Genomic DNA, 26,952 nt, shown 5'->3' on the forward strand with positions numbered 1-26,952 from the left:
GTTGTAAACGGTGCCGTTACCTGGTTTATAAGCGCTGCTATCAGTTGGTGGGGCGCAGTAACACGTTGTACCACGGTACTCCCAGCTGCCGGTGAGGCTTAAGTTGTTGGTGGCGTTATCTTTTTTACAGCTAAATAAAAGGGCGAGTATGCCTGTCAGTAATAATTTTTTCATTGATACGCAGGTTTGTTAATAGTGTTACGCCAATGGTAATGAAAATGCTACACTAAATTTTGCGCAATATTCTGCGATCACTCATCGCTGTCCTCGTTCTTCATACCTTTCAACAGTGCGTAAATAGCCATGGCATGGCCGTGGCCCAGTTCAAAATCTTCTTTAAGCCATTTTACAATATCGCCCGCTTTTCCATCGGCCTTTAGTATACCATTTTTAGTGAAGCCTTTTTCTTCGGCAAGCGCTCTGAAATAAGCGGGGCCTTTGCCGGTTTTTGTTTTAATAGTATTTAAATATCCCTGGAATGACATAATAGCTTTTATCGGTTTATTAACCTAAATATATATAATTGTAAGAAGCTCCGAAAAATAAAAAAACAGACCGTCATTGCGAGGTACGAAGCAATCCCCGACTATGCAGATCGGATTTGCAAGGCTGCCCTGTAAGGCGGGGATTGCTTCGTACCTCGCAATGACGCGTGGAGATGTATTTCATTAGAAGTATAAAAACATTAATAAATCAAATTTAGAGCTTCTAAGCATTGTGCATAGCAACTCCTACTATCATATTTTATCAAGACTGTTTTTGTACGCTTTAATACATTTTAAAGCGGCATATCTGCCACTTTCTACCATTTCTTCGGCTTTATAAAAATCATAGGTGCTGCAATATTCATGCGATATATTGATCAGGATATTGGGCGAATATTTTTCAAGGGCAAGCCGGGTGGTATGGTAGGTCATTAAATTTAAGGTTTTATTGATCACGTTARAATACCCCAGCTTTTCGGTGTGGTCAGATGGCTTCACGGTGTAAAGATAGCTGTAAAAATCCCTGATCTTTTGCCGGTAAATGGAATGTTTTACTTCCATCGCATTTTGGGATACCACCGGTTTGTCAACAGGTATCATCGCATTTACATTCACGGCTACCAGTATATCGCCGGTACTTCTTTTAACATGCTCAATAGGCAGGTTATTAATAATGCCCCCATCAACAAGTAATCCATCGGCATGCTTTACCGGGGTAAATACCGTTGGTATGGCAATAGATGCCCTGATGGCATCGTATATGCTCCCTTCGGTAAAAACTACTTCTTTTTTATTAATAATATCGGCCGCCACGGCTGCGTATGGTATGTTAAGGTCTTCAATATTGGCGTCATTGATGAACGCTTTAATGGTATTAAATAGCTTATCGCCCTTAACCATGCCCTGTGCGCTAAAGCTAAAATCAATAAGGCCAAATACTTTTAGTTTATCAAGGGTAAAAAGCCAGTTTTTAAAGGCATCCATTTGCCCTAAGGCATACACACCGCCAACAACAGCCCCCATTGATGTACCGGCAACCGAGGTGATGTTAAATCCCTGCCTCACTAATTCTTCAATTACACCAATATGAGCTATGCCCCTGGCGCCGCCACCCGATAATACTAAAGATACATTCTGTTTCATTTAATAATAATAAAGGTTTTATTGATAGCCGTGATATTAACCTGCCTGGTAAAAGTAACAAATAAGAGACCACAATGAAGCAGAAGTAATATCTAAAGGATTTAAGGCTACTGCCGATGGGTTTATAAAATAAGTAGCCTTAAACTATCATCAATTATCCAGCCACGTTGGTGCATGGTACCCCGGATGATATTATTGCCGATAGTAAAATTATTTATTAACAGAGACATTTTTTAAGATCATAGTTGCAAACAAAACAGCAGAAAATGAAAAATTGACATACCGGCTGAAGTTCTTTCACCCCGGATGCTGTCGTTTTTTCCATTGGATACAAACCCGGCAGTTTTAGCCCGGTTTGGCATTCTACTTGATACAATTAAGTGGATAGTTATCCAGGTTTAATGTTTATTTATTTTTAAATCAATTTAAGGAGAAAAAGCAATGACACTGGTTAAATTTAACAAAAACCAACCAGGTAACGCCGCAATGCCAGGCATTAGCGACGTTTTTGAATCCATTTTTAACGACACCTTTTTTAATGATCGTATGATAGCCCGGGTTCCGGCTGTAAACATCAGCGAATCTGATGAAAGTTATCATATTGAACTGGGTGCACCAGGCTTGAAAAAGCAGGATTTTAAAATCAATGTTGATCGTAATATGTTGCACATTTCGGTTGAGCAGCAAACCGAAAATACCAATAGCGGGCGCGTATATAATAAACGCGAGTTTAGCTATAGCTCTTTCGTGCGCTCATTTACTTTGCCCGAACTGGCCGATTACAACCGGATAGATGCAACCTATGAAGATGGTGTGCTTAAAATTGACGTGGCTAAAAAAGAAGAAGCTAAAACTCAAAGCCGCCAAATAGAGCTAAAATAACCCATTCAATGTTAATAAAAAAGGTCGCCAAAGGCGGCCTTTTTTTGTGATTCGGATGCGGTATTAGATACGATTAATATCCAACATTACAAAGCTTCGTAAGGTTCTATCCGGTTAAGCAAAGCCTTAAGCTTTCTCTGTTTTTGATTGCTGGTTTATACCGGCCCGGGCAATTTGGGTAAGCAGGCTATCACAATTTTTTTCTTCCTGCAGGGTAGAATCCAGCAGTTCGGCAGCTTCATTGTAGCCCAGTACGCTGGCCAGTGTTTTTAATGTTCCGTATGTGGCAATTTCGTAATGCTCAATTTTTTGAGCAGCAGAAATGAGGCCGGCATCACGGGTACTGCTGTGTTTTTCAGTTTCGGCAATAATTTCTTCGCTCTCCTTCAATAAACCGGCCATAGCTTCGCATTTTACGGCAACTGCTTTTTCGCCCAGCGATGCAAAGGCATCTTCCAGGCGGGTAACCTGGCGTTCCGTTTCACTCAGGTGGTTTTCTATTGCAGCACGTAGCTTATCTGAGGTTGCCGCTTTCGCCATTTTTGGCAAGGCTTTGGTCAGGTGTTTTTCGGCCCAATAAATGTCTTTCAACTCATCCAAAAATAATTCATTTAATGCAGAATCATGTACATCCGTTGTTTGTTCGGGTGCCCTTGTTTTTATAGTTGCCATGATAAATGTGTTTTTAAGGTATGATGAAAGAATACAAAGCTAATGCCAGTTTTACCTGTTTATCAACTATATTAATTACTGAGAAATAGAAGTGTGGGTTTCGGGTAAAAGCAACAAGTAGTGATGTGTTAAAACTTAAAGTTGTATGGAAAACAGTATAGCGCATAGCCGCACATATATGCTAAGAAAATTGGGGTAATGGCAATTGTGACAACACCAGCGAATGAGACCTGAATGCTCTGGAGCTGGAATTTATCAGTTCCTCAAAATAAAGAGTGGTTGCGACCAGTGTGGTAAAATTGACAGATAAAGTAACAATGCAAAAAAGTCTAAAATTTAACTTAACCGCTGATTTTCATAGTTGAATTTTATTTAAATTGCGTCTAATATAACAGCACGGGAATTGCAATAATAAATGCTAAGTGGCAGCGGAAAAGATTTGACATTAACAACTGCAGCCAAAATATTATTGAACAATGCTAAAAATAGGTGACGGCACCAACAAAAGCAAAAAGACCCACGGAGGCTCTGGAATTGGAATTTGCTCAAAGTAGCAGCAAGGAGTACGCGAGGCAATGAAGCCACTAAATATATTAAACTAAATAAAAATGATAAGCAAATTCCTTTTCATTCTTGCTATAAGTATAGTTTTTACCACATCATCATTTTCCCAAAGTGTTTATAAGCAGGGCAAACGCCACTCAGCAAATCGTAATGTAGTTAAAAAGGCAAGCACTGGGCGAAGGTGTGGTTGTGTGGCAGGTGACCCTAATATTGATGTCGTAATAGTAGAACCCCTTACACCTGCACAGCTAGATAGTCTAAATCTAATTTTACGTAATAAAAATAACCCTGAAGAGCCAGGTGTGCCCTTGAAAGACGTAGCTAAATATATAGGGCATGAGGTTTATATTCGCGATAGCATTTTTAGTTATAATCATTATGATAAATCTTATACCGAATTGTATCTTGGTGGTACCTATCCAAATCACTTGCTAAGAATCTTTATTAAAGGACAAAAATTAAACAGGCAAACGGCTTACTTGCGAAAAAAAGGCTACGCCCGTTTTACTGGCAAGGCAGTTTCGTATTTAGGCAAACCTGCTATAATGGTTACTTCTCTTAAGCAATTGGGCAGAAGAGTACAGCTTTAAGTTAAGACTTGAAGATATGTATGTGAAGGCTCCCCTGCTATATTTTTTGTATCTCAATTTAATTCATCACGGCAGTACAACTATTTTTCCACCTGCGGTATTACTTTCCATAAGCATGTGCGCTGCAATAATTTCATCAAGTGTAAACGTACGGCCGATGCTCAGTTTTATGAGCCCGGTCTCAATATCCCGGATAAATTGTTGAAAATGTTGTCTGCCGACCCTAATTTGACCGCTATCATAAACGGTGAGATTGACGGTAGCGGGAATGTGTTCCATAGGGGCAAAATCGGCAATAGACCATTGTTCGGATAACATACCGGTCATGCAAACGGCGCCTCCCGGTTCAGCGCACGCAAGTGAATCTTTTAATGTGGAAGCACCTACAAGTTCCAGCACTTTATTTACACCTGTTGGAAAGAGCTGTTTTAGCTTAACAGCTAAACTTCCATCGTCGATCAGAACGTGATCGGCGCCATTCTGCAACAGGAGTTGTTCCTTTTGATGGTTCCTGGTAGTAGCAATAACCCTGAGTCCACTTATTTTAGCAAGCTGTGTGGCCAGCATTCCGATAGAAGAAGTGCCGCCCCTGATGAGCAGGGTTTCATCTTTTTGGATCTTCAGCGCAAGATGGAGCGAACCGTACACTGTCTGAAACATTTCGGGTATAGCCCCAAGCTGTTCCCACGATAACCGACTCTCAAAAGGATAAAGAATAGACCTGGGCAGTACCGCATACTCCGCATAGCTGCCGTCAAAATCCCGGCCCATACCTCCCATAAAGGCGGCTATCTTTTGCCCTGTCTTCAATTCTCCGTCGGGATCAGTTTCAACTTCGCCCACGCATTCAATACCAAGTACCCTCGGAAAGATCACTCCCGGTGACAGGCCCTTGCGGGTCATCAGTTCTGACCTGTTCAACCCGAACGCTTTTATTTTAACCAATACCTCGCCGTCTCCCGGATTGGGCAATGGCCTTTCCTGGATAACAAAATTTCCGGGACCGCCCGGACTTAATAATACTGCTGCTTTCATATGCTACTACCAGGGTGTTGTTTAAAATATGGTCTCAATAAATCAGCCTCTTTCAATCAGGTCGCCGGTACCGCGCCAATTTGCTGCAATAAGTCAAGAAGATCCGGCTGACCAAATTCTTCAATTATCTGGCTGCCCGAAAAACGGTAAAAATTGATAGCCCCTACTTCAATTAATTTCCCGGTGGCTGGTACACCAAAAAAAGTGTCCCGATGTGTTCCGCGCATTGTATAACGAGCCGCCACCTGGTCGTTTTCGGCTATCATGTCGTCCAATGTCCATTGGATATCCGGGAAGCCTGAGCGCATCATCTGTATAATCTCTAAGTAGCCTGCGGGGCCGCGCATAGGATTGGGGCGTCCCGGTACGTAAAATACGGCATCCGGGGAAATCAGTTCTTCAGCCAATACCTCATTGGCAGTATTGATGAACTCCACAAAACGGTGCATAACAGCTTTATTATTTTCGGTTACCATGTTGGTGATATGTTTAATTGAACTATCTGTTAAATCAGGACAAAGATGACCATTTGGGGCCTTGCCAACCAATAAACAACTTTAAGAAATACGCTTAAGATAGTTTAAGGGTTAGCTTTTATGGGCAAGGCTTTTGCGGATTGTGCTTAGAAATTCAGGAGTAATGCCCAGGTAAGAGGCGATCTGCGTATTGGGCAGGCGGTTACTGAGGTTGGGATACTGCTTTAGGAAAAATTCGTATCGTTCTTCCGCTGTCGAGCTTATGTTTTGAAGTACCCTGTTTTGTAACTCAATGTATTTTTTTTCTATAATGATCCGAAAATTGCGGTCGAATTTGTGATAGTTGGTATACAAATGTAAAAGATCGTTATGCTTAATCTGCAACACAATAGTTGGTTCGATAGCTTCTATGTACAGCTGACTTGGCTTTTCAGAATAGAAGCTACTCAAATCAATAATCCAGTCATTTTCTGCCGAAAACTCAATATTATGTTCTTTACCGTTTTTGTCTGCAGCATACATTTTCAGGCAGCCCGAAACAACGAATGTAAAGTGACTGCACACATCGCCCTGCTGCAAAATGAATTGACGACGTTTAACCTTACGTTCGGTGAAGCGCGACATCAATTCATCACATTCCTTACTATTAAGCGGAAAGTAGTTACTAAAATATTTTATCAAACTTGCTATTGATGCGTCTTTAGTGGCTAACATTTATGAAAGATAAATACAATAGCATAAAATTTTATCAAAATATAACATGTTTATATGTCATAGCGGGCAAAGGCACGCGGCATGCACGCCGGGGGTAAAAACCCGGCAACAATGTGCGGTGATTATCGCGCCATCTATAAAGGTTGGGTAAGAGCCAACGGTCGCCTTTTATGAATTATGCTTACCTCATATTTGTTAACAAAAAGATAACATAGGGCTCTGTATCACATCTGTTTATGCTACCGTAACAAGTATAAATATCACACAACATGAAAAACAAATACCATCTGCTGTTATTCGGCCTGCTAACTGGGATGACACTGCTTTTATCCTGCACTAAAAAAAGCGATGTGCAAAACGAGCTAAAAATTGATGATAAAAATTTAACCTCCTGCAAATCCGGTGCCGGTTGCGAATACCTGTTTACGGAACAAGCGGACTTAAATGCCGACAACAGTTTTAAGCCAGGCCCTTATCGTTTATTCTGGTTTAAAGAGCAATCTCCCGGTTTCTCAACTTCTATCTATATAAAAGCTCCGATGCAGGGAAACAGCTTTAAACTAACCAAGGCAGACCTGTTGGCTGGCCGGGTAGTTTTCAACCAGTCGTGCCCGGCTTGTAACCTGATTCTTTTTAAACCGGCAGACGGTTATGTAAAAGGGATAAACACTACGCCGGAAAAGCGGGCAGACCAGGCACGATGGCTGCTTGAAGGTAAAGTGATATTACAAGGCGCGTCGGAAGCAGCTATCAGGGATACGGTTTTTGTTAAGCAATACTTCAGTCCTAATTTTGTCATTGATTAGGCGTCCTTTTCGGGGAGCCAACTTCATATTTAAATAGTAAAATGAAGAACGACAACGGAATGTACGGCACGCGCGGGAGTATCATATGATACATCCATATTTGCCCGAAACTGCTGCCTGGTGAAAGCGGATATGTGAAAATGTACTTTTAAATAATCATTTGTTTTATAAAACATTTATTGTACTTTCATGTAATATGATATTTTCCTAAACAATAGGCCTTATCATCAATATTATGGCATCTATTAAAAAGTATTTTGTTGGCTTACTTTTATGTTTGCTAATTGTTTCAGGATCGTTAATCTCCTTTAACTACAGTTCCAAAGCCGGAAATCCAGGTAAATGCCTTATTATATCAGATTTGCACTTTAACCCGCTTTACGATACCAGTCTGTATAATTCTTTAAAAAACACCGGTTACGATAGGTGGGAGGGGATCTTTAAAAAATCGGAGTGTATAATGTTGAAGCCACCCAGGCGATAAATAAAATGGATGTCCTCAAAGCAAATTTGAATGAATCGAATTATGAAACATTTAAAAAAGCGAATACCTTAAGCGAAAGCGTTACATCAAAAAAGTAGTTTGGTTGAAGGCGGTTGGTTTTATCGTATCAACAACTGCAGGAATACCAATAAAGGCGGAGGTAGCGCCCACCCCGTACCTATGAATATTATAAATCCCCACATGATTGGTGTTTGGATTGAATTTGTGGGCATTTAAGACGCATTTAACCCGCTATTGAAATGAAATATATCTTAAGTTTTTTATTGTTAACGTGCCTGGGACTAACCGCCACGGCCCAACAGTTGCCGCCCTATGACAGGACTACAACTAACCAGGTGCTGGCAGATCGCGCCACCTGGTCGCGCTATTTTATGGCCTTGCCAAAAGGTGCAGCGCCAAATTTTCCCAGCTATGTGCCTGATAGTTTGAAGTGTGGGGCTTTGTTTTACAGGACTACGGATACGTGCTTGTATCAGTATAATTGCATTGCTAATAAGTGGGTAAAGTTTGGGTCATTGGCTAAGAATAATGCTTATGCCGATAGTTTGAAAAATCAGTTGCTAAATGGCAATAATAAATATACCGGCACGGATACCACAACAGGTAATAATGTGCATACGGGTACAGAGAAGTTTAGTGGACCACTTACCGCATTCAATGCAATTTCCTTAAATGCTGATACAGCTTATAGCGGATATTCGATTGCTTCGAGGTTTTTGTATGGAGCTGGCGATAGCAATATGCGCCTTAGCGGCGTCTCGGGTGTGTTTACGATGTGGTTTCCTGAATTAGCCGCAGAATTAAATGTAACGCCCAGTGTTGTAGCTGCGGATTCGAGAACATTGCAACAAATTACTGGCGGGGACAATTCGGTTTATACGAATATGACATCGTTAAGTGCTTACGTTAACGCTCTTACAACGCCTGCGTATATAATAGATGCCGGATTAAATGACATCAAAACAGCCAGGTATACAGTCGCTGCATTTACGACGCAATATGGAGCAATCATTGATTACTTGACAGGTACAAAAGGCTGGCCCGCAAGCCGGATTTATATTGCGTCGCCTCATTACATGGATTACGGCGCTGTGGCTATGGGTTATAGCATGGACTATGACAAGGCTACATTTAACCAACGTCAATTAGACTACAGAACGGCAGTAATAGCGCTTACGGTGGCTAAGGGCGTCAATTTTGTTGATTTGTACACCATCTCAAAAAACTGGTTTAACACAACAGGGATTGGTGGTTTAATTTATAATGACGGTTTACACTGGTCGCCTGCCTACGGCACGCCACTGCTTGTTAACTTTTGGCGAAGCGTTTTGCCTGCGGAATTTTACGATACAGGCAAARTTAAACAAACAACGCGGGGCACTTTAAACCCCGATTATGTAATAGTTAATAAAGCGCTTGAAGTGCAGGGAAATACGGCATTCAGGCGGGCGTCAATAAAAAACCTGATACTGCAAACAGACCCCACAAGTACATGGGCGCGCACAGATAGCACAGAACTGGCAACCGCGTCAGGATGGACTGTTGGTGCGGGCTGGACTGGTACAACTATCCCGCCCGGATTTACCCACACCTCGGGGTCGGGCGTAGATTCACTGAGGTTGCCAATTACCTCTACAGTAAACAATGTTTACCAGGTATCGGTAAGGACTACAGGTAGAACTACAGGTACATTTTCTTTTTCCTTTGGCGGGGAAACATTCACATCCGGCACAGGCGCAAACGCAACTAACACATTTTATCCAAAAGCAGAAAATACAAAGGGCTTTATATTCAATCCATCCAATACATATAACGGCACTGTAGATTCTGTTTCAATCAGACGTGTTTTACCGTCTGCTGCCGTATTAAATGTAACCGCGCAGACAGGGGCGGGTGTGGCTTATCAACAAATGCATGCTTCTAAGTCCAGCACAAGCCTGTTTTGGGGCACCTCGTCGGGTAGGTATACAACTTCAACATCTGCAAATGGTAACAGTGTTGGGTTCGGCCCCAGTTCGTTACAGTATTTGTCAGGCGGCACGGGCGAAACAGCAGTTGGAGTAAGCGCATTGCCTGATTTATCGCTCGGCATTAATAACACCGCTGTTGGTTTTGGAGCGGGAACCGGCATATCCTGGGGAAGCTATAACACAATTATAGGCAGAATAAGTACCGGACTGTCTAAAGGCTTATCAAATCAGGTAATTGTAGGGGATGGCAATAACAATCAGGCTATAAGCATAAACACGCTAACGGACCGGGGGCAACGCCGGTTTCTTGCCACGCCAACCGGTGCAACCGGCGCTTTCACTTCACGCGCTATTGATGTGCTTGATTTGCCAACATCAATACCGGGTGCTAACTTATTATTGTCGCCAGCATCGGCCAGCTTAACCACCAACGGAAGTACAACCAGCTTTAACGTTACGTACACAACGCCCGGATATACGCCAACACAGGTGCTATGGATGCCATCATCTGCAATCGGTTCTGGTGGCTGGTATATTACCGCCATAACCTCCACCGGCTTTACGGTTAATTATGTTACAGCACCGGCAACGGGCACAGCCACGGCTAAGTATACGCTGATTAAATAACCCATAAATAAAGATTAAAGCCCCTTTAATTAGGTTTAAAGGGGCTTTGTTTATGTGCTCTATAAGCGTTTATGAGGGCCGTTTGGAGGCCGTTGTTGATGGGCAGGCTCCTCCAATATCCATTCATTGCCATTGTTATACGGATAGCGCGGAAAGTTTTTAAATCGCAGCCGGTACAGCGTATTTGCTTATGCACCCTTGCCGCGTACTTTTCAGATTGATTACTTAGTTACTTAAACTTCTACTTAAACCGGCGTTTTCTTTTTCCATAGTACAAACCATGTATGAGGTCTTTCTGCACACTGAAAGATAATTTGATGTTTTTTAAAGAAAATACGGGAAAGGGGTGCCAGATATGCGTCAACGAACTGACGATAAATTCCCCCAAAACAAAAAAGCCACCTGCTTAGCAGATAGCTCCTGTAATATATGATGGACTTTTGCAAAAGTCTGGTACTTACATGCCAATTGTATTGCTGCCCATACCGGCAGTAAAAATGGCTTTGTTTTCAACTAAGTGGCTTACAGCAAAGTTGTTGCTTATAACGTTCGACTGGATTGCCCTGTTAAGGTTTAATTCTTCGGTAGCGCCTTTTAATTCGGCTATTGCATGATCTTTTACGGTTACGGTAGTACTAAAAGCGTCTAAGTTTAAGCTGGCTACTGCATTGTTGTGCAAATCGACGTTAAATTCAATTTTTGATAGTTTACCGAATGATTTTACGGAGGAGTTATCAAATACCGAAACGGAACGCAAGTTGGCAGCGCTTACCCAAACTACCAGTTTTTCGTTGGTGTATGAGGCAATGCTTAGTACACCATTTTTGGTTTGAACCAGGGCGCGTTCGGCGTAGTATTTATTGTAAACTTTTACCTGGTCTTGAGTTGCATCAGAGATGTATAGCTCTACATTGCCATGAACTTCTATTTTATTGATGGTGCTGATATCATTTAATACGGTGAAGGCATCAATTGTTAATGAGTTGGCATAGGTTGATTTTGTTAATCCTAACACAACAACAAACATTGTGATTACGGATAAAATTTTGGTTTTCATTGTTTTATTTTTTAATTGTGAGTTAATTAATTGTATTGCTTATCTATGAATACAACCAAAAAACGGGGCCAATTTTAACCCGATATTGTCGCCCTGTGGGGTTATCTACTGGTGTCCTGTTTTCCACTGCAAAGGTGTGGTTTCTTCGGGTTAAATTATTCATCTTAGTGTAATTATTACACTAAGTTTTTTTGATGCGTTTTTTAGCAGGTGGTATGATGTTAATATATCTTGATTTAAATTAATATAACTCGATATAGCTTGACTTTAATGATCTGTTTAATTGCTTAACCTGAATATTTACCATTAATTTTAGGACTGTGTGAAATGGCACGATGTAAGCAATGGTTTTTCGTCTGTTAGTGGTGCTTTTACCATCCCTAAGGCCCGGCGCAGTATGCATAAAGCCCGGCCTGGCGGCAGGAGGAATACGCCCTGATTAAGTTTCATTTTATTAGAGTTTTAGGTATAAAAAGTGTCGATTTGTAAAAACGATAAGTTGTTGATAGTTAGCATGAATGGTGTTCCATGCCCTGTTTTGACAAAATGCAAAGTGTTGATAATCAATGCCAAGGCGTTCCAGGCCGTTCGGGGTGTACCAGGCGTTCCGGTGGAACGGTTTTGGGGAGATCCGGGCACATTACTTCATTTAGCCGAAGCGAAAGATCTTGTTTTTTGGGATTAAATGCGGATATTCGGATAGATACGAATAAAATAGCATGACTATGAATAGCGGGTATAAACTTAACCTGGAATGGATTCCCCTGGCCTATAGAAGCACGGGCGATACAAAAGGAAAGGATGATAAGATCCAGGTTCGGACAGATGTCAGGCAGGAGGCAGAACCTGCCAAAACAGGAGTAAAGGGGATCTATAAGCGGGGTGCAAAAAAGCTTAATCACTAATACTGTAGTAAAGGCCGGGTGATTAGAAATTCCGGATTCCTTTTTGGAAGCCGCGGTGCTTATATTTGCATTACCGATGCCAAACCAACCCATACAGCTCATCCGTAAAATTATCCATATTGATATGGATGCCTTCTACGCGTCTGTTGAGCAGCGGGACTTTCCGGAATACCGCGGTAAACCTTTGGTGGTTGGTGGCTTGCCGCAGGGCCGTGGCGGTGTTGTTGCAACGGCCAGTTATGAGGCACGTAAATTTGGCATCCGCTCGGCTATGTCATCAAAAAGGGCCTTGCAGCTGTGCCCGCATGCCTTGTTTGTAAGGCCGCGCTTTGCCGCCTACAAGGAAGTATCGCAGCACATCAGGGAAATCTTCAGCCGGTATACCGACCTGATAGAACCRCTTTCTTTAGATGAGGCTTACCTTGATGTAACCAACGATAAACTCAACATAGGCTCGGCCATTGACATTGCCAGGCAGATAAAACAAGCCATTAAAGACGAGTTGAACCTCACGGCATCCGCAGGGGTATCTATCAATAAATTTGTAGCCAAAATAGCATCGGATATTAACAAGCCTGATGGCCTGAAGTTTATCGGGCCATCAAATATTGAGGCCTTTATGGAGGCTTTGCCGGTTGAGAAGTTTTTTGGTGTGGGGAAGGTAACTGCCCAAAAAATGAAGCAAATGGGCCTGCACACCGGCGCCGATCTCAAGAAACTCAGCGAGGAGGAAATGACCAGGCACTTTGGTAAGCCCGGTCGGTTTTACTACCAGATAGTGCGTGGCATAGATAACCGCGAAGTGCAGCCCCATCGCGAAACCAAATCATTAGGTGCCGAGGACACCTTTGCATATGACCTTACCACCCTGCCCGAAATGGAAATTGAGCTGGATAAAATAGCCCAAACGGTTCACAAACGCCTGGTTCAATATAGGCTGAAAGGCCGGACCCTTACCCTCAAAGTAAAATACAGCGATTTTAGGCAGATCACCCGCAACCAATCGTTCACTACTGCTTTTAATGACCTGGAAACCATCAGCCAAACGGCTAAACAGCTGATAGCAGCCACCAACCCCGAGGATAGCCGCATAAGGCTATTGGGCATCTCATTATCCAACTTTGGTGATATTGTACCTAAACATAAAGAGGAAAAAGAAGCCGGTCCGGGCGATCAGCTAACTTTGAAGTTATAGGAGGTGTAAACTTATGGTAAGGTCCCGGCTGGTTTTATCTGCCAATTCTTAATCTCGTGGCTCTATAAGCCTACCAGTTCCATCACCTTCAAAATAGCATCTACATACTCGCGGTCGTTTGCTAAACGCGGTACTTTGTTCTGGCCGCCCAGTTTGCCTTTTTCCTTCATCCAGTTAAAAAAGGTGCCTTCGGGGGCAAGGCGTRCTATCGGCCTGCGCAGGGCCAGGTCTTTAAAACGCTTGGCATCATAATCGGAATTGATGCGGCGCAAGGTTTCATCAAGCAGGTCAACAAAGCGTTCAAACTCGGCAGGTTTCTTTTCAAACTCAATAATCCATTCATGGGCGCCGCAGTCGTTGCCGTTAAAGTATACCGGGGCAGCAGTGTACTCGCGAATGATAGCACCGGTTTGGCGGCACGCTTCTTCCAGTGCCTGCTCGGCATTGTCGATAATAACTTCTTCGCCAAAGGCATTAATATAATGTTTGGTTCTGCCGGTAACCCGGATCCGGAAAGGTGCCAGCGACGAAAATTTAATGGTATCGCCAATCATGTACCTCCAGAGGCCCGCATTGGTGCTGATGATGAGCGCGTAGTTTTTATCCAGCTCCACTTCATCAAGCGTAAGCGTTTGAGGGTTTTCATCATGCAGGTTCTCCAACGGTAAAAACTCGTAAAAGATACCATAGTCAAGCATCAGCAACATATCGCCGGGCTCTTTGGTATCCTGGATGCCGAAGAAACCTTCGGATGCGTTATAGTTTTCCAGGTAATACATATCATCGCTGGGAATCAGGTTTTTAAACTGCTCGCGATAGGGCGTAAAATTAACTGCGCCATGAAAATACATTTCCAGGTTGGGCCAAACCTCCAGCAGGTTCTTTTTACCGGTGATCTCCAGTACGCGTTTAAACAATACCAGGTTCCAGGTAGGCACGCCGCTGATGCTGGTTACATTCACATCTTTAGTGGCAATGGCCATCTTTTCAATCTTCTCTTCAAAATTTTCCAGTAAGGCTATATCCAGTTCCGGTGTGCGGTGAAATTCGGCCCAAAGGGGCAGGTTTTTCATGATCACAGCAGAGAGGTCGCCAAAAGAAGTATCGGCACTTAGCGGGCTCACCTGGTGGCTGCCACCCAGGGTGAGGATTTTACCCGTAAACATGCGGGCATTTGGCTGATTATTAAAATAGATGGTAAGCAGGTCTTTGCCGCCTTTAAAGTGACATTCTTCCAGCGCCTCCTCACTTACGGGGATAAACTTGCTCCTGTCGCTGGTGGTACCTGATGATTTGGCAAACCATCGGATCTCTGACGGCCAGAGTACGTTTTTTTCGCCTTTGAGCATACGTTCGATGTACGGCTTAAGCGTATCGTAGGTTTGGATAGGCACCCGCTCCTTAAACTGGGTAAGGTTATCAATACTTTTATAATGATACTTGCGGCCCCATTCCGTGCTTTCGGCCATCGATATCAGCTGCTCAAACCATTCCTCCTGTACTTCATTAGGGTATTTCATAAAAAGCTCTATCTGGTGGATACGCTTCTTCATAAACCATGTAAATACGGAGTTGAAAATTGTCATATAAGCTTATTGAGGAAATACTTTTCTTTTTAAAACAAAGTTTGCACCCAGGTATACCTTACGCACCATTTCGTTCTCGGCCAATATCTCGGGCACGCCCGATTCCAGGATCTTACCTTCAAAAAGGAGGTAAGCGCGGTCGGTAATGGATAGGGTTTCCTGTACGTTGTGGTCGGTAATGAGGATACCAATATTGCGGTGCCTCAGTTTTGCAACCATTGCCTGGATCTCTTCTACCGCAATAGGGTCAACACCGGCAAAGGGTTCATCCAGTAAAATAAAGTTAGGCTCGGCAGCAAGGGCGCGGGCAATTTCGGTGCGGCGGCGTTCACCTCCGGATAGCAGGTCGCCGCGATTTTTACGTACTTTATGCAAGCTGAACTCATCTATCAGTTCCTCCAGTTTATCGCGTTGCCTGTCTTTAGGCATGGTACCCATTTCCAGTACAGCTTTTATATTGTCCTCTACAGAAAGCTTACGGAAAACGGAAGCCTCCTGCGCCAGGTAACCAATGCCCTTTTGCGCACGGCGATACATGGGATCGCCGGTAATATTTTTATTATCCAGGAAAATATCACCTTCATTGGGCTTTATCAAACCCACAATCATATAAAATGAGGTAGTTTTTCCCGCGCCGTTCGGCCCCAGCAAACCAACTATCTCACCCTGCGCCACCTCGAAGGATACGTCGTTAACAACGGTGCGCTGTTTATATTTCTTTACTAAATTTTCTGCTCTTAGTATCATGTTGCAAATTCAAAAGTCAAAATTCAAAAGCCAAAACCAATGCGCGGCTTAGCTTTTCAATCAGACCATTATAGTGAATCAAAAGCCGTCCTGTTTTTGACTTTTGATTTTTTAATTTTGACTTAAAATCTTATTCCTTTTATGTTCAACTGTATCGTCCGCCTCTCACGCCAAACGTTTTCTTCAATACTGTAGCAAATATCAAACGGAACGCCGTTTTTTAACAGGGGCAGGTATTCGCCGTGGTTAAAGGCAATACAGTCAAACGCTGCTGAGCCTTCCTGCATTATGGCCATTTTAATATGCGCCGAACCTACCAGTCCCGCATTACCGCTAACATACACATTTTTACTTATGAAAATGGGCGCCATATTCTCGGGCCCGAAAGGTGCAAATTGGTTCAATATCCTGAAAAATTTCGGTTCTATCTGGCTTAAACGTAATTCGGCGTCAATTTGTATCTGCTGAATTAATTGTTCGGGCAATATGGTGGCGCTTACCACTTGTTCAAACCTGTCCTTAAACGCTTCCACGTTTTCGGGATGCATGGTTAGGCCTGCTGCATATTTATGACCTCCAAACTGGATCAGTAAATCTTTGCACTCGCAAAGAGCCTCATAAAGATCGTACCCGAGAACAGAACGTGCCGAACCCGCCACGTGGCCGTTTGATTGTGTAAGCACAATGGTTGGACGATAGTATTTTTCGGTAAGGCGTGATGCCACAATGCCGATAACGCCCTTATGCCAGTCCTTATTAAATACCACGGTTGATTTTTTGCCTATCAGGATTTCGTCATTATCGATTATACCCAGGGCTGCATCGGTGATGCTGAGATCGTGCCCCTTCCGCTCGGTATTGCGGGTGTTGATCATAAGGCCTTTTGCTTTCGCCACATTTTCGTCGCAGGCTATCAACAGTTCAACCGCATGCTTGGCATCATCAATGCGCCCGGCGGCGTTAATGCGCGGACCTATCAGGAACACCACATCGGATATGGTTAAGTTACCTGTGCTTCTGCCGGCTATCTCAACTAATGTTTTTACACCGATGCAGGGACCGGTATTTATTTTTTGCAGGCCGAAATACGCCAGCACCCGGTTTTCGCCGGTGATATGTACAATATCGCAAGATATGCTGATACAAACCAGGTCGAGATAAATGGTTATCTCTTCAAAGGCAATATCGTTTTTTTCGGCATAAGCCTGTATCAGTTTAAAACCGATTCCGCAGCCGGATAGTTCTTTGTACGGATATTCGCAATCGGAACGTTTGGGATCAAGTACAGCGGCAGCGGCAGGCAGTTCGGCGCCTGGAAGGTGATGATCGCAAATAATAAAATCAACACCTAAAGTATAAGCATAAGCAATTTTATCCACTGATTTAATTCCGCAATCCAGCGCAATGATGAGGGTAAAGCCATTTTTGGCAGCATAATCTATTCCCTCGGTTGATATGCCGTAACCCTCTTTATACCGGTCGGGAATATAATATTCCAGGCTTGTGTACCGCTTGCTAAAAAAACCATAAACGGTAGCTACTGCTGTAGTGCCATCAACATCGTAATCGCCGTATACTAATATCTTTTCGCCGGCGGCCATTGCAGTTTCAATGCGTTCAATGGCTTTCTCCATATCCTTCATCAGGAATGGATCATGCAGGTGGCGCTGATCGGGCCTGAAAAAGTAACGGGCTTCTTCATAATTGCTTATCCCCCTGTTAACCAGTAAGGTACTTAAAACGGTATCAATGTTAAGTTCGGCGGCCAATTTGCTTACCAATACTTCATCAGCATTATCCCTTACCGCCCAACGTTTATTCATATCTTTGTGCCTTTTAAAACAGTAAATATACTTATTGACTTTTTAAACAGACAAAGTTACATTCAAAATCTGACACATCGTTGCTATGGAAATTTTCGCGTTAGGAGAGGGCTCATATTCAGTTGATTCAACTAAAAAATTTATCCCCTTTAATCCCGAAACTGATAATTTCAGGGACCGACCGGGTTCATTGTTCATCCATGTAAACCCTTTCCTGATAAAAACCAGCCATGATCTCATCGTATTAGATACCGGACTTGGCTTTAAAGATACCCGCGATGAGCTCATCCTGCATCAAAACATCCGCAACGTGGGTTTCGACCCTGATGATGTTACTTTGGTACTAATGTCGCACCTGCATTATGATCATTCTGGCGGTTTGGTAGTCGAGCGTAATGGCAAACTGGAACCAAGCTTTCCGCAAGCCAGGCATGTGATACAAAAAGGGGAGTGGGAGTTTGGGATAACCGGGAAGTCCTCGTCCTATCATAAAGAGATCTTTGAAGCTTTGCAAGGCGCAGACATTACTTTGGTAGAAGGTAGCGGCGATTTGGCACCCGGAATAAGATATGAACTATCCGGCGGGCATTGTCCCTTTCACCAGGTTTTTTGGATAGATATAGAGGGTACTAAGGTGCTTTTTGGTGGCGATGAACTACCGGAACCCGAGCAGCTGATACGGAAGTTTATAGCAAAATATGATATGGACGGGCGCAAAGCAATGCAGCTGCGTGAAGGCTATGGGAAATTAGCATCGGAAGAAGGATGGACATGCCTGTTTTATCATGCCAAATCATTTGCCATTGGCAATGTAAGCAGTGATGATGGCGGCGAACATTTTAAAGTTACGCCTGCTTAATCCTGGGATTGAACCTCAAAAAGTTCCTTGATCTTTTCTACGTTGAGCGGTTTACTAATAAAATCCTTTACCAATGGGTATGAGCGTGCTTTATTGATATCGTTACTAAATACAGATGATGATATGATAAAGATTTTGCTTTTGCCCAGTGGATCGAGGTTTAAACGTTTGTATTCGTCCAAAAATTCCCATCCGTTCATGATAGGCATGTTAATATCAAGTAATATATAATCGGGTAATTTACCTGGGTCTTTGCTCTGGATCTCGGATAGTTGTTCAATAGCAAATTTACCGTTCAGGCAGGCCATAATCTCGGTATTTAATAAGGCCTTTTTTATTAATTTAATGGAGATGAAGTTATTGATCTCATCATCATCAACCAATAATACACTAACGGATTTTGTGTTAATTGTCATAATTCGTTTAAAATCGATATGCTTTATACGGAACAATAAATTAAAAGGTTATACCCCTAAAAGTTGTATTTTAATAATTGTTTCATGCGCAGGGTGATAAATTTGGGGCTAAGAACGTATTAATTTTCAATATTCTTAATCTGATCGATAGATTTTGCGGACATAAAGCATCTTATTTTAACTGAATAATTTCTCATTTGGTATTTGCGATCAATAAAAATTACCTTTTATTGATAACTATTTTAAAATGCAAATTCTATACGTGCAGATGGCGGTTTTCAGGCTTCTTAAAAGTAATTCCAAAGCCATAAAACCAAAGCCATAATCATTGCAGGCAACCCTATGCTTATTTTTGTGTTGATATAAAATATGGATACAAAGAAAATTCGCTTAAGTGTGCTTGATCAGTCGCCGGTTAGAAAAGGCGCCACCGCCGAGCTTGCTGTAAAAGAGACTATACAACTGGCAAAACTTGCCGATGAATTAGGATATACCCGTTATTGGGTATCCGAACACCATAACACCGGGAGTTTAGCCGGCTCAACTCCCGAAGTATTGATAGCCCACCTGGCGGGGCAAACCCAAAAGATGCGGATTGGCTCGGGTGGTATCATGATGCCTAACCACAGTACTTTAAAGGTTGCCGAAAACTTCAGGATGCTGGAAGCCTTGTTTCCGGGCCGTATTGATCTGGGGATGGGGCGCGCGCCAGGAACCGATCGTATTACAGCATCGGTATTAAATCCATCTAACCAGTTTAAGGAGCAAGATTTTGTGGAGCAGCTGGCCGATTTAAATAACTATTTCCATGATACTTATGAGCCGGGTACCATACAGGCTAAAATAAGGGCTATACCACAGGTAAAAACCGTGCCTGCTCAATGGTTGCTAAGCTCCAGCGGGCAAAGCGGTTTATTTGCAGCGCATTTTGGTATGGGCTTTTCTTTTGCTCATTTCATAAACCCTAATGGCGGGCCGCAGAACGTTAAATTATACAGGGAGCGTTTTCAACCATCYGATGATCTTGCGCAGCCGGTAGTAAATGTAGCTATATTTGTTTTTTGCTCCGAAGATGAGGAAAAAATTAAACAACACCAGGCCGTAATGGATCACCGTTTCCTGCAGTTTGAAAAAGGCGGTCCGATTTTGCCTTTAAGTTACGATGACGTAAAAGATGAAGTATATTCTGCACATGACCAGGAGCGTATCCGCTATAACCGCTACCGGGTAATTACCGGTACACCATCCGAAATAAAATTGAAATTAACCTGGCTGGCAGATGATTATGGTATTGATGAAATTATGGCGGTAACTATCACCGAAAATTTTGACGACAGGCTGCAATCCTACAGATTGCTTGCCCGGGAATTTGAATTACGGCAATCATAACAAAAAATTATTTCATAGAAAAAAGGCTGCTATTTAAATAGATTTAGCCTTTCTTCATGTAAAATTCACGTCAAACATATTGCACAAAAACTTTTTATCGGTTTTAATCGTATCTTTGGAAAGATTATAAATAACAATTCATTTTTCTAATTATTCTAATTCAGTGGTAATAATAATATTCTTCATAGCGCACTGGTTCCTGTCGCTATTTTTCCAAACGTTCTTTTTACACAGGTATGCATCTCACAAAATGTTCACTACCAATAAGTTTTTTGAGGGAACATTTTACCTGTTAACTTTTATTTGCCAGGGCTCATCATTTTTAAATCCGCGTGCCTATGCTATTATGCACCGCGAGCATCACGCTTATAGTGACACCGAAAAAGATCCACATTCTCCGCATTTTTTTAAAGATGTTTTCCAGATGATGGTTTACACTGCTAAAAGTTATCGTATGCACGAGAGAAAGCTGATAGAGCCCGAAGCGCGTTTTAAAGGGAATATTCCGGAATGGCGCACTATCGATTATATTGGTTCATCAATGGTATCGCGCATTGCTTTTGGTATATTATACATTGCTTTTTACGTTGTTTTTGCTACCCAATGGTGGATGTACCTGTTAATCCCTATCCACTTTTTAATGGGGCCTATCCATGGTGCTATTGTTAACTGGTGTGGTCACAAATATGGTTACGCCAACTTTGATAACGGCGATAAATCAAAAAATACAACGCCATTTGATTTTTTAATGCTTGGCGAATTATTCCAGAACAATCACCACAAACGCCCCAACCGTGCAAATTTCGGCGCCAAATGGTTCGAGATCGATCCGGTTTACCCCGTTATGAAAATGATGCACTGGATGCATATAATCAGGTTAAGAAAAGCATATCTTTAGGAATTCAGACTTTTGGATGTTCGGACTAATTGACAAAAGACATCTTTTATATAAAACAAAAAAGCAACCCTATTAGGTTGCTTTTTTGTTTATGCATTTCTTTGTCTGGAAATTTAAAATCCTTTCTATTCGCTCCAAAAAAGCTCCATCCAAGAATCCTTTGTCCGAAAGTCTGAACATCCGACAGTCTAAAATTCCCTATATTTGCCGCTCATAAAATTCACAACATGAGTGTTTCTTTATTAGCTCAAAATTTACACGGGTCCGAGATCATCAAGATTGCCGGCGAGATAAACGAATTAAAACGACAAGGCCAAAATATCGCCAACTTAACCATTGGTGATTTTGACTCCAATATTTATCCTATACCTGCCGATTTAAAGGCCGGCATTGTAGATGCCTATAACCATAACCAAACTAACTACCCTCCGGCCGATGGGATGTTAAACCTGCGCGAAAGTGTTTCGGTGTTTTTGAGCAGCAGGATGGGGCTGAACTATAAGGCTAACGAAATATTGATTTCGGGTGGCTCACGCCCGCTTATTTATTCAACCTTTCTGGCATTAGTTGATCCGGGCGATAAAGTGGTTTTTCCGGCGCCTTCATGGAACAATAACCATTACAGCGATCTTACCTGTGCCGAAGCAATAATTATTGAAACCAGGCCCGAAAATAATTTTATGCCTACGGCGGATGAAATTCGTCCGCATTTAAAAGGCGCAACCTTACTGGCACTTTGTTCTCCGCTAAACCCAACCGGCACCATGTTCAATAAAAAGGACCTGGAGGAAATTTGCGACCTCGTGATTGCCGAAAACAAAACCCGGGCAGCCGGCGAAAAACCATTGTATTTGCTGTACGATCAGATCTATTCGCAATTAACTTTTGGCGATTTTAAACACTATGATCCGGTTACCCTTCGTCCGGAACTTAGAGACTATACTGTATTTATAGACGGTGCATCCAAATGTTTTGCCTCCACTGGTGTACGCGTGGGTTGGGGTTTTGGGCCGGCAAACATTATTGATAACATGAAAGCCATTGTTGGCCACATGGGTGCATGGTCGCCAAAGGCCGAGCAGGTCGCCATGGCTCATTTTATAAAGGACGCAGCTGCTGTTGATACTTATTTAGATGATTTAAAAGGAAAGATCCAGGCCAGCTTGAATACATTGCACGAAGGTTTCCAGGCACTTAAAGCCGAAGGTTTTAATGTTGACTCTATTATCCCGATGGGGGCCATTTACCTTACGCTCAAAATAGATTATACAGGCAAAACCACCCCGGACGGAACTGTTTTGAACGATTCTGCAGATATAAATTTCTACCTTATCAAAGAAGCCAACGTAGCTTTAGTGCCTTTTTCAGCATTCGGTACAGATCATTCGGTTAACTGGTTCCGTGCATCGGTAGGTGCAATCACACTGGAAGATATTCAGCAAATGATACCAAGGATTAAAGAAGCGTTGGGGAAATTGAAGTAGATAGAAACCTGCTTTTGTCAATCCTGAACGATAGCGAAGGATCTCCTGTTAGCTAACTATGCAATATGAATTTGCATGCTGCAGGAGATCCTTTGTAACTTAGGATGGTATGACAATTCTTTTTAGTGACAATGATCAATTTCCATCATCTGCACATCTGAAATTTAAAATCTGCACATCTTACCCTAAAATCTCCTTAATATCATCCACAGAAAGCGACTTGATAAAGCTCTCTTCGGTTGTAATAAGTGCGCGGCTGAGGCTTAGCTTGCGTTGTTGCAAAGCCAATATCTTTTCCTCAACAGAATCTTTGGTGATAAATTTATAAATGAAAACGTTTTTGGTTTGGCCTATGCGATGTGTACGGTCAATAGCCTGTTGTTCCACTGCCGGGTTCCACCATGGGTCGAGGATGAAAACGTAATCAGCCTCGGTAAGGTTAAGACCTACGCCGCCGGCTTTTATCGAGATCAGGAATACTCTCGTTTTTACATCTTCCTGGAACTGTTTTACTACATCGCCGCGGTTTTGGGTACTGCCATCCAAATAAACGTAGGGTACGCCTTCCATATCAAAATGTTCGCGGTAAATGGCAAGCTGTTTTACAAATTGAGAAAATATGAGCACCTTATGTCCGCCATCCAGCACGTTGGCCAGGGTATGCACCACATCCTCAAACTTGCCGCTATCACCCTCGTAATCCTTATCAATCATGATAGGGTGATTGGCTATCTGTCTTAGTTTAATCAAACCCTGTAAAACCTGTATCTGGGTTTTGGCAAATGTACCATCCTCCAGGCTTTTCAATAATTCGTTGCGATACTCTGATTTCACTTTTTCATAAACCGATGCCTGTTCTTCGCTCATCTGGCAATAAAAAAGATTCTCGGTTTTTGGCGGCAGCTCGGTGGCTACCTGCTCTTTGGTGCGGCGTAAAACAAAAGGTTTTATCAGGGCCTGCAGTTTGCGGGCTTTATCTTCATCCTTTTTCTTTTCTATAGGCGAAACAAACTCGTTTTGGAAAAACTGTTGATTCCCCAGCAACCCGGGATTAATGAACGACATTTGTGTCCACAGGTCATTCACCGAGTTTTCTACCGGGGTACCGCTCAATATCAGTTTAAAGCGCGATTTAAGTTGTTTAACCGCCTGGAACGATTTTGAAGATGGGTTTTTGATGTTCTGGCTTTCATCCAGTATCACATAATCAAAAAAGTAGCCCTTAAACATATCGATGTCTATCCGGCTGATGCCATAGGTAGTTATCACCACGTCATAATTGGCAAATACATCTGCAGATCGGTAACGCAGCGTACCCGTATGTACCATGAGCCTTAACTGCGGGGCAAACTTTTTTGCCTCGTTAAGCCAGTTATAAATAAGCGACGTGGGCATGATCACCAGTGAGGTGCTTTTGCTGCCTTCGGCCTCTGTAAATTCCTTATGCTTTTGCAGCAGGGCAAGGGTTTGTATGGTTTTACCCAAACCCATATCATCGGCAAGGCAGCCGCCAAAATGGTATTGCTTTAAAAAGTGGAACCAATTGTAACCAGCCTTTTGATAAGGCCTTAGGTGGCCTTCAAAGTTCAGGGGCATATCCACCTCTTCCAGTTCTTCAAAGTTGCTTAGTTTTTGCAGCTTGCGGGTCATGGCAACGTTGGCCATTTCACCTTCGGCAAGGTCGGTTACCAGGCCTATATGGTGGCGGTGTAGTTTCAGTTCATTACCACCCTCGGTAAAGTGCAAAAGGTTGCCATATTGCGAAAACCATTTTTCGGGTATCACCGCTATTTCGCCGGATGGCAGTATGAATTCCTTTTTATGGTTAAGGATATGATTTTTAAGCTGTATAAACGGGATACGATACGGGCCGAACCATACAATGGCATGGATGTCAAACCAATCGTTATTTTCTTTTACTTCAAGGTCAATCTTGCTGTTGCCAAAAACATAGCGTTTTTGACCTTCGGGCTGCTCAATTTCAAACCCTTGTTCAATTAATTGATCATGATACTGATTAAGCCATTCAAACACCGAGAAGGAATGATCGGCATCTTCATCGTGCTTATTATCAACTTCCAGGTTTTGGAACAGGGTTGATACAGTTTTAAGTCCCAGTTGCTCTAACTGGAGCATCTTCCCTTTTTCCCAGGTGGTAGAACGTTTAATGCGATGAAAAAGGTAATCATCCCCATTCTTTTCCATTCTTACGGATATGGTTCTGCCATCGCCATAGGGGAAAATATAGCCCGCGTATTTAAAGTACAGTTGTAATTGCGAGGTGCCGCCCTCCACATAAATAGGTTTTAGCACCGGCAGGGCATCATACTTTTCGGTGTTGATGGTAAATCCCTCGGCGTAAACATTATGTTTTTCTATCAGTGGGGCAACAAATTTTTCAAAGTATGATTGTTCAGATGACCTGGGAATGGCAATGAAACGCTTATTAAGGAAGGGAACCAGTTTTTTACCTTCTATCTCCTTATCAAAATAATACAGTGTATCATCCAGCAGCATCCAGGCAGGATGGTTGCAAATGATCTCGGCATTTTTAAACATGAACTCAATGCGCAGGCCCTGGTATTTGATGGTAGGAAAATACCTGATCTCCTCCTCGTTACGCCTGAAATGGAACAGCACCGAAGCGGGCTCGGTAGCTATCTGCAGCTTTCGCTCGCCAGGGTAGCCTTCCTTGCTCATCTGGTACACCTGTTTATTGCATAGCAGGTTCAGGGCTTCGGCCATGCGTTTCTCCAGTTTAGGGCGAATGGTATCAAATAGTTGCTCAGTAAATATTTTTGAGAAGAACTCGAACGGACGAATGGGCTTTTTGTAAAACTTTTTGATCACGTTGCCCTGTTCCATCTCCTCCAATATCTTAATAAGCTTCAGGTCGACCTCATCAATACAATGGATAAATTCTTTAGCTGTATTGGAAAATAAACGCTGATGGGTTAATGAAAATTCGCCGTTTGGGTTAAGCTGAACGATGTGGGGCTCAATAACATAGCCGAGGTAATCATGCCGGGCAATGGCATAAATTATCTGGCATGGTTTGGTACTGTCGACTCGTAGCATTAACTTCTGATAAAAAATTTAGAGAAGTTACATCAACAAAAAATTCAAACGTAATGAGAATTTGCTGTAATTGAAAATATTTTGTGTTTTTTATTGTGAATTAAAGGAAGGGCGATGATTAATGAAGGATGATAACGCATCAGTAGTTATTAACAACCTCCCATATCTTTATCGCTTCAACGGCCTCCTTTACATCGTGCACCCTTAAAATATTGGCTCCATTGCTTAAGGCAATGGTATTTAAAACCGAAGTGCCGTTCAGGGCTTCGGCCGGGGTACCGCCCAGCAGGCCATATATCATTTTCTTGCGTGATATACCCGCCAGTAGCGGCAGGCCTAAAATATCGAATTCCTGCAAACGGCGTATCAGCGTATAATTATGCTCCTGTTTTTTAGCAAAGCCAAAACCCGGATCAATGATCACATCATGAACCCCCAATTGCCTTAATTGCTGATATTTAGAAACAAAATAATCAAGTACCTCATCAAAAACATCATCATATTGCGCCATTTGGGTCATGTTTTGCGGAGTTCCTTTCATGTGCATTAAAATAAAGGGTACCTGCAAACGGGCTACGGTATTAAACATGTCGGCATCTAACGCACCGCCCGATATATCATTAATTATATGCGCTCCCGCTTTAATAGCTGCCTCTGCAACCTTTGCCCTAAAGGTGTCTATAGATAAAACGGCATCGGGAAAAGTACTTGCAATTGCCTCAACAACAGGTAGCAGGCGGTCGGTTTCTTCGGGAGCAGAAATGTCATCTGCGCCCGGGCGCGACGAGTATGCACCAAGGTCTAAAAAGGCAGCGCCATCTGTCAGCATTTTTTCTGCCTGTTGCACCGCCTCATCAACATGGGGTTTGCGGCTACCGGCATAAAACGAGTCGGGTGTAATGTTAATAATGCCCATCACTTTTGGGGTGGATAGATCAATTAGTTTGCCCCCGGCATTTAGGGTAACTTTTTTACGAAAAAATGTATCTTTAACCACTTTGTTTGGTGTAATGTTAAAAGGTTGAAATGTTTTAATGTTGTAAAGT

25 protein-coding genes are annotated in these 26,952 nt (G+C 42.6%); 11 read left to right on the top strand and 14 right to left on the bottom strand.

Translation table 11 applies throughout. The features are described 5' to 3' along the window. Nucleotides 1-251: 251 nt before the first annotated feature. Nucleotides 252-485: a DUF4287 domain-containing protein gene (locus AC1DPZ_RS02995; protein WP_477401152.1), complete on the bottom strand. Its 234-nt coding sequence runs from the start codon at nucleotides 483-485 to the stop codon at nucleotides 252-254. 252 nt (nucleotides 486-737) lie between these two features. Continuing rightward, nucleotides 738-1,628 carry a patatin-like phospholipase family protein gene (locus AC1DPZ_RS03000; RefSeq protein ID WP_477401153.1) on the bottom strand — a complete coding sequence of 297 codons (891 nt, stop codon included), beginning with the start codon at nucleotides 1,626-1,628 and terminating at the stop codon, nucleotides 738-740. A gap of 441 nt (nucleotides 1,629-2,069) precedes the next feature. On the opposite strand from AC1DPZ_RS03000, the gene AC1DPZ_RS03005 reads away from it, so the two are divergent. Continuing rightward, a complete protein-coding gene (locus AC1DPZ_RS03005; RefSeq protein WP_477401154.1) occupies nucleotides 2,070-2,510 on the top strand; it encodes an Hsp20/alpha crystallin family protein in 441 nt (146 codons plus the stop codon). 126 nt (nucleotides 2,511-2,636) lie between these two features. On the opposite strand, the gene AC1DPZ_RS03010 is transcribed toward AC1DPZ_RS03005, so the two are convergent. Continuing rightward, nucleotides 2,637-3,182 carry a YciE/YciF ferroxidase family protein gene (locus tag AC1DPZ_RS03010; RefSeq protein ID WP_477401155.1) on the bottom strand — a complete coding sequence of 182 codons (546 nt, stop codon included), beginning with the start codon at nucleotides 3,180-3,182 and terminating at the stop codon, nucleotides 2,637-2,639. A 608-nt stretch (nucleotides 3,183-3,790) separates the two neighbouring features. On the opposite strand from AC1DPZ_RS03010, the gene AC1DPZ_RS03015 reads away from it, so the two are divergent. After that, nucleotides 3,791-4,336: a hypothetical protein gene (locus AC1DPZ_RS03015; RefSeq protein WP_477401157.1), complete on the top strand. Its 546-nt coding sequence runs from the start codon at nucleotides 3,791-3,793 to the stop codon at nucleotides 4,334-4,336. A 66-nt stretch (nucleotides 4,337-4,402) separates the two neighbouring features. On the opposite strand, the gene AC1DPZ_RS03020 is transcribed toward AC1DPZ_RS03015, so the two are convergent. The 3 genes from AC1DPZ_RS03020 to AC1DPZ_RS03030 all read right to left on the bottom strand — a co-directional run bounded on the left by AC1DPZ_RS03020 (nucleotide 4,403) and on the right by AC1DPZ_RS03030 (nucleotide 6,561). Beyond that, nucleotides 4,403-5,371 carry a zinc-binding alcohol dehydrogenase family protein gene (locus AC1DPZ_RS03020; protein WP_477401158.1) on the bottom strand — a complete coding sequence of 323 codons (969 nt, stop codon included), beginning with the start codon at nucleotides 5,369-5,371 and terminating at the stop codon, nucleotides 4,403-4,405. Between the two features lie 56 nt (nucleotides 5,372-5,427). After that, nucleotides 5,428-5,847, bottom strand: a complete 420-nt coding sequence (locus AC1DPZ_RS03025) for an ester cyclase (protein WP_477401159.1) — start codon at nucleotides 5,845-5,847, stop codon at nucleotides 5,428-5,430. 111 nt (nucleotides 5,848-5,958) lie between these two features. Continuing rightward, on the bottom strand, nucleotides 5,959-6,561 hold the full coding sequence (locus tag AC1DPZ_RS03030) for a Crp/Fnr family transcriptional regulator (RefSeq protein ID WP_477401160.1): 603 nt from the start codon (nucleotides 6,559-6,561) through the stop codon (nucleotides 5,959-5,961). Between the two features lie 269 nt (nucleotides 6,562-6,830). Here AC1DPZ_RS03030 and AC1DPZ_RS03035 point away from each other — a divergent pair, with 269 nt between their 5' ends. Together AC1DPZ_RS03035 and AC1DPZ_RS03040 are read left to right on the top strand one after the other, a co-directional pair. Continuing rightward, nucleotides 6,831-7,367: a hypothetical protein gene (locus AC1DPZ_RS03035; protein ID WP_477401161.1), complete on the top strand. Its 537-nt coding sequence runs from the start codon at nucleotides 6,831-6,833 to the stop codon at nucleotides 7,365-7,367. 744 nt (nucleotides 7,368-8,111) lie between these two features. Then, the gene (locus AC1DPZ_RS03040; protein WP_477401162.1) at nucleotides 8,112-10,469 is read left to right on the top strand and encodes a hypothetical protein; all 2,358 of its coding nucleotides are present in this window, start codon (nucleotides 8,112-8,114) and stop codon (nucleotides 10,467-10,469) included. A 457-nt stretch (nucleotides 10,470-10,926) separates the two neighbouring features. Here AC1DPZ_RS03040 and AC1DPZ_RS03045 read toward each other — a convergent pair whose 3' ends face one another. Beyond that, complete coding sequence (locus AC1DPZ_RS03045; protein WP_477401164.1) at nucleotides 10,927-11,526, bottom strand: GIN domain-containing protein; 600 nt, start codon at nucleotides 11,524-11,526, stop codon at nucleotides 10,927-10,929. A gap of 312 nt (nucleotides 11,527-11,838) precedes the next feature. Then, nucleotides 11,839-11,976 carry a hypothetical protein gene (locus tag AC1DPZ_RS03050; protein ID WP_477401166.1) on the bottom strand — a complete coding sequence of 46 codons (138 nt, stop codon included), beginning with the start codon at nucleotides 11,974-11,976 and terminating at the stop codon, nucleotides 11,839-11,841. Nucleotides 11,977-12,079: 103 nt separating this feature from the next. On the opposite strand from AC1DPZ_RS03050, the gene AC1DPZ_RS03055 reads away from it, so the two are divergent. The 3 genes from AC1DPZ_RS03055 (at nucleotide 12,080) to dinB (ending at nucleotide 13,626) form a co-directional block, all read left to right on the top strand. Continuing rightward, nucleotides 12,080-12,211, top strand: a complete 132-nt coding sequence (locus tag AC1DPZ_RS03055) for a hypothetical protein (RefSeq protein WP_477401167.1) — start codon at nucleotides 12,080-12,082, stop codon at nucleotides 12,209-12,211. A gap of 34 nt (nucleotides 12,212-12,245) precedes the next feature. Beyond that, entirely contained in the window at nucleotides 12,246-12,431 is a 186-nt protein-coding gene (locus tag AC1DPZ_RS03060; protein ID WP_477401168.1) for a hypothetical protein, read from the top strand. A gap of 76 nt (nucleotides 12,432-12,507) precedes the next feature. Continuing rightward, complete coding sequence (gene dinB / locus AC1DPZ_RS03065; protein ID WP_477401170.1) at nucleotides 12,508-13,626, top strand: DNA polymerase IV; 1,119 nt, start codon at nucleotides 12,508-12,510, stop codon at nucleotides 13,624-13,626. A 62-nt stretch (nucleotides 13,627-13,688) separates the two neighbouring features. Here the strand turns inward: dinB and AC1DPZ_RS03070 are convergent, their stop codons facing one another. The 3 genes from AC1DPZ_RS03070 to recJ form a co-directional block, all read right to left on the bottom strand. Further along, a complete protein-coding gene (locus AC1DPZ_RS03070) occupies nucleotides 13,689-15,212 on the bottom strand; it encodes a GH3 auxin-responsive promoter family protein (protein WP_477401171.1) in 1,524 nt (507 codons plus the stop codon). Nucleotides 15,213-15,218: 6 nt separating this feature from the next. Next, a complete protein-coding gene (lptB, locus tag AC1DPZ_RS03075) occupies nucleotides 15,219-15,959 on the bottom strand; it encodes an LPS export ABC transporter ATP-binding protein (RefSeq protein WP_477401172.1) in 741 nt (246 codons plus the stop codon). A gap of 122 nt (nucleotides 15,960-16,081) precedes the next feature. Next, nucleotides 16,082-17,782, bottom strand: a complete 1,701-nt coding sequence (gene recJ, locus AC1DPZ_RS03080) for a single-stranded-DNA-specific exonuclease RecJ (protein ID WP_477401175.1) — start codon at nucleotides 17,780-17,782, stop codon at nucleotides 16,082-16,084. Nucleotides 17,783-17,867: 85 nt separating this feature from the next. Here recJ and AC1DPZ_RS03085 point away from each other — a divergent pair, with 85 nt between their 5' ends. Continuing rightward, a complete protein-coding gene (locus AC1DPZ_RS03085) occupies nucleotides 17,868-18,641 on the top strand; it encodes an MBL fold metallo-hydrolase (protein WP_477401176.1) in 774 nt (257 codons plus the stop codon). Here the strand turns inward: AC1DPZ_RS03085 and AC1DPZ_RS03090 are convergent. Then, nucleotides 18,638-19,057 (bottom strand): response regulator, encoded by a 420-nt coding sequence (locus AC1DPZ_RS03090; protein WP_477401177.1) that lies wholly within the window; start codon nucleotides 19,055-19,057, stop codon nucleotides 18,638-18,640. The genes AC1DPZ_RS03085 and AC1DPZ_RS03090 overlap by 4 nt on opposite strands. 369 nt (nucleotides 19,058-19,426) lie before the next feature. Between AC1DPZ_RS03090 and AC1DPZ_RS03095 the strand changes: the two genes are divergently transcribed. The 3 genes from AC1DPZ_RS03095 (at nucleotide 19,427) to AC1DPZ_RS03105 (ending at nucleotide 22,828) form a co-directional block, all read left to right on the top strand. After that, complete coding sequence (locus AC1DPZ_RS03095) at nucleotides 19,427-20,446, top strand: LLM class flavin-dependent oxidoreductase (RefSeq protein ID WP_477401179.1); 1,020 nt, start codon at nucleotides 19,427-19,429, stop codon at nucleotides 20,444-20,446. A 163-nt stretch (nucleotides 20,447-20,609) separates the two neighbouring features. Then, a complete protein-coding gene (locus tag AC1DPZ_RS03100) occupies nucleotides 20,610-21,344 on the top strand; it encodes an acyl-CoA desaturase (RefSeq protein ID WP_477401180.1) in 735 nt (244 codons plus the stop codon). Nucleotides 21,345-21,571: 227 nt separating this feature from the next. Continuing rightward, entirely contained in the window at nucleotides 21,572-22,828 is a 1,257-nt protein-coding gene (locus tag AC1DPZ_RS03105) for a pyridoxal phosphate-dependent aminotransferase (RefSeq protein WP_477401181.1), read from the top strand. A gap of 180 nt (nucleotides 22,829-23,008) precedes the next feature. Here AC1DPZ_RS03105 and AC1DPZ_RS03110 read toward each other — a convergent pair whose 3' ends face one another. Further along, a complete protein-coding gene (locus tag AC1DPZ_RS03110; RefSeq protein WP_477401183.1) occupies nucleotides 23,009-25,906 on the bottom strand; it encodes a DEAD/DEAH box helicase in 2,898 nt (965 codons plus the stop codon). Between the two features lie 139 nt (nucleotides 25,907-26,045). Continuing rightward, on the bottom strand, nucleotides 26,046-26,903 hold the full coding sequence (folP, locus tag AC1DPZ_RS03115; RefSeq protein ID WP_477401184.1) for a dihydropteroate synthase: 858 nt from the start codon (nucleotides 26,901-26,903) through the stop codon (nucleotides 26,046-26,048). Nucleotides 26,904-26,952: the final 49 nt, after the last annotated feature.

The sequence above is a fragment of the Mucilaginibacter sp. P4_G9 genome, assembly GCF_056400985.1.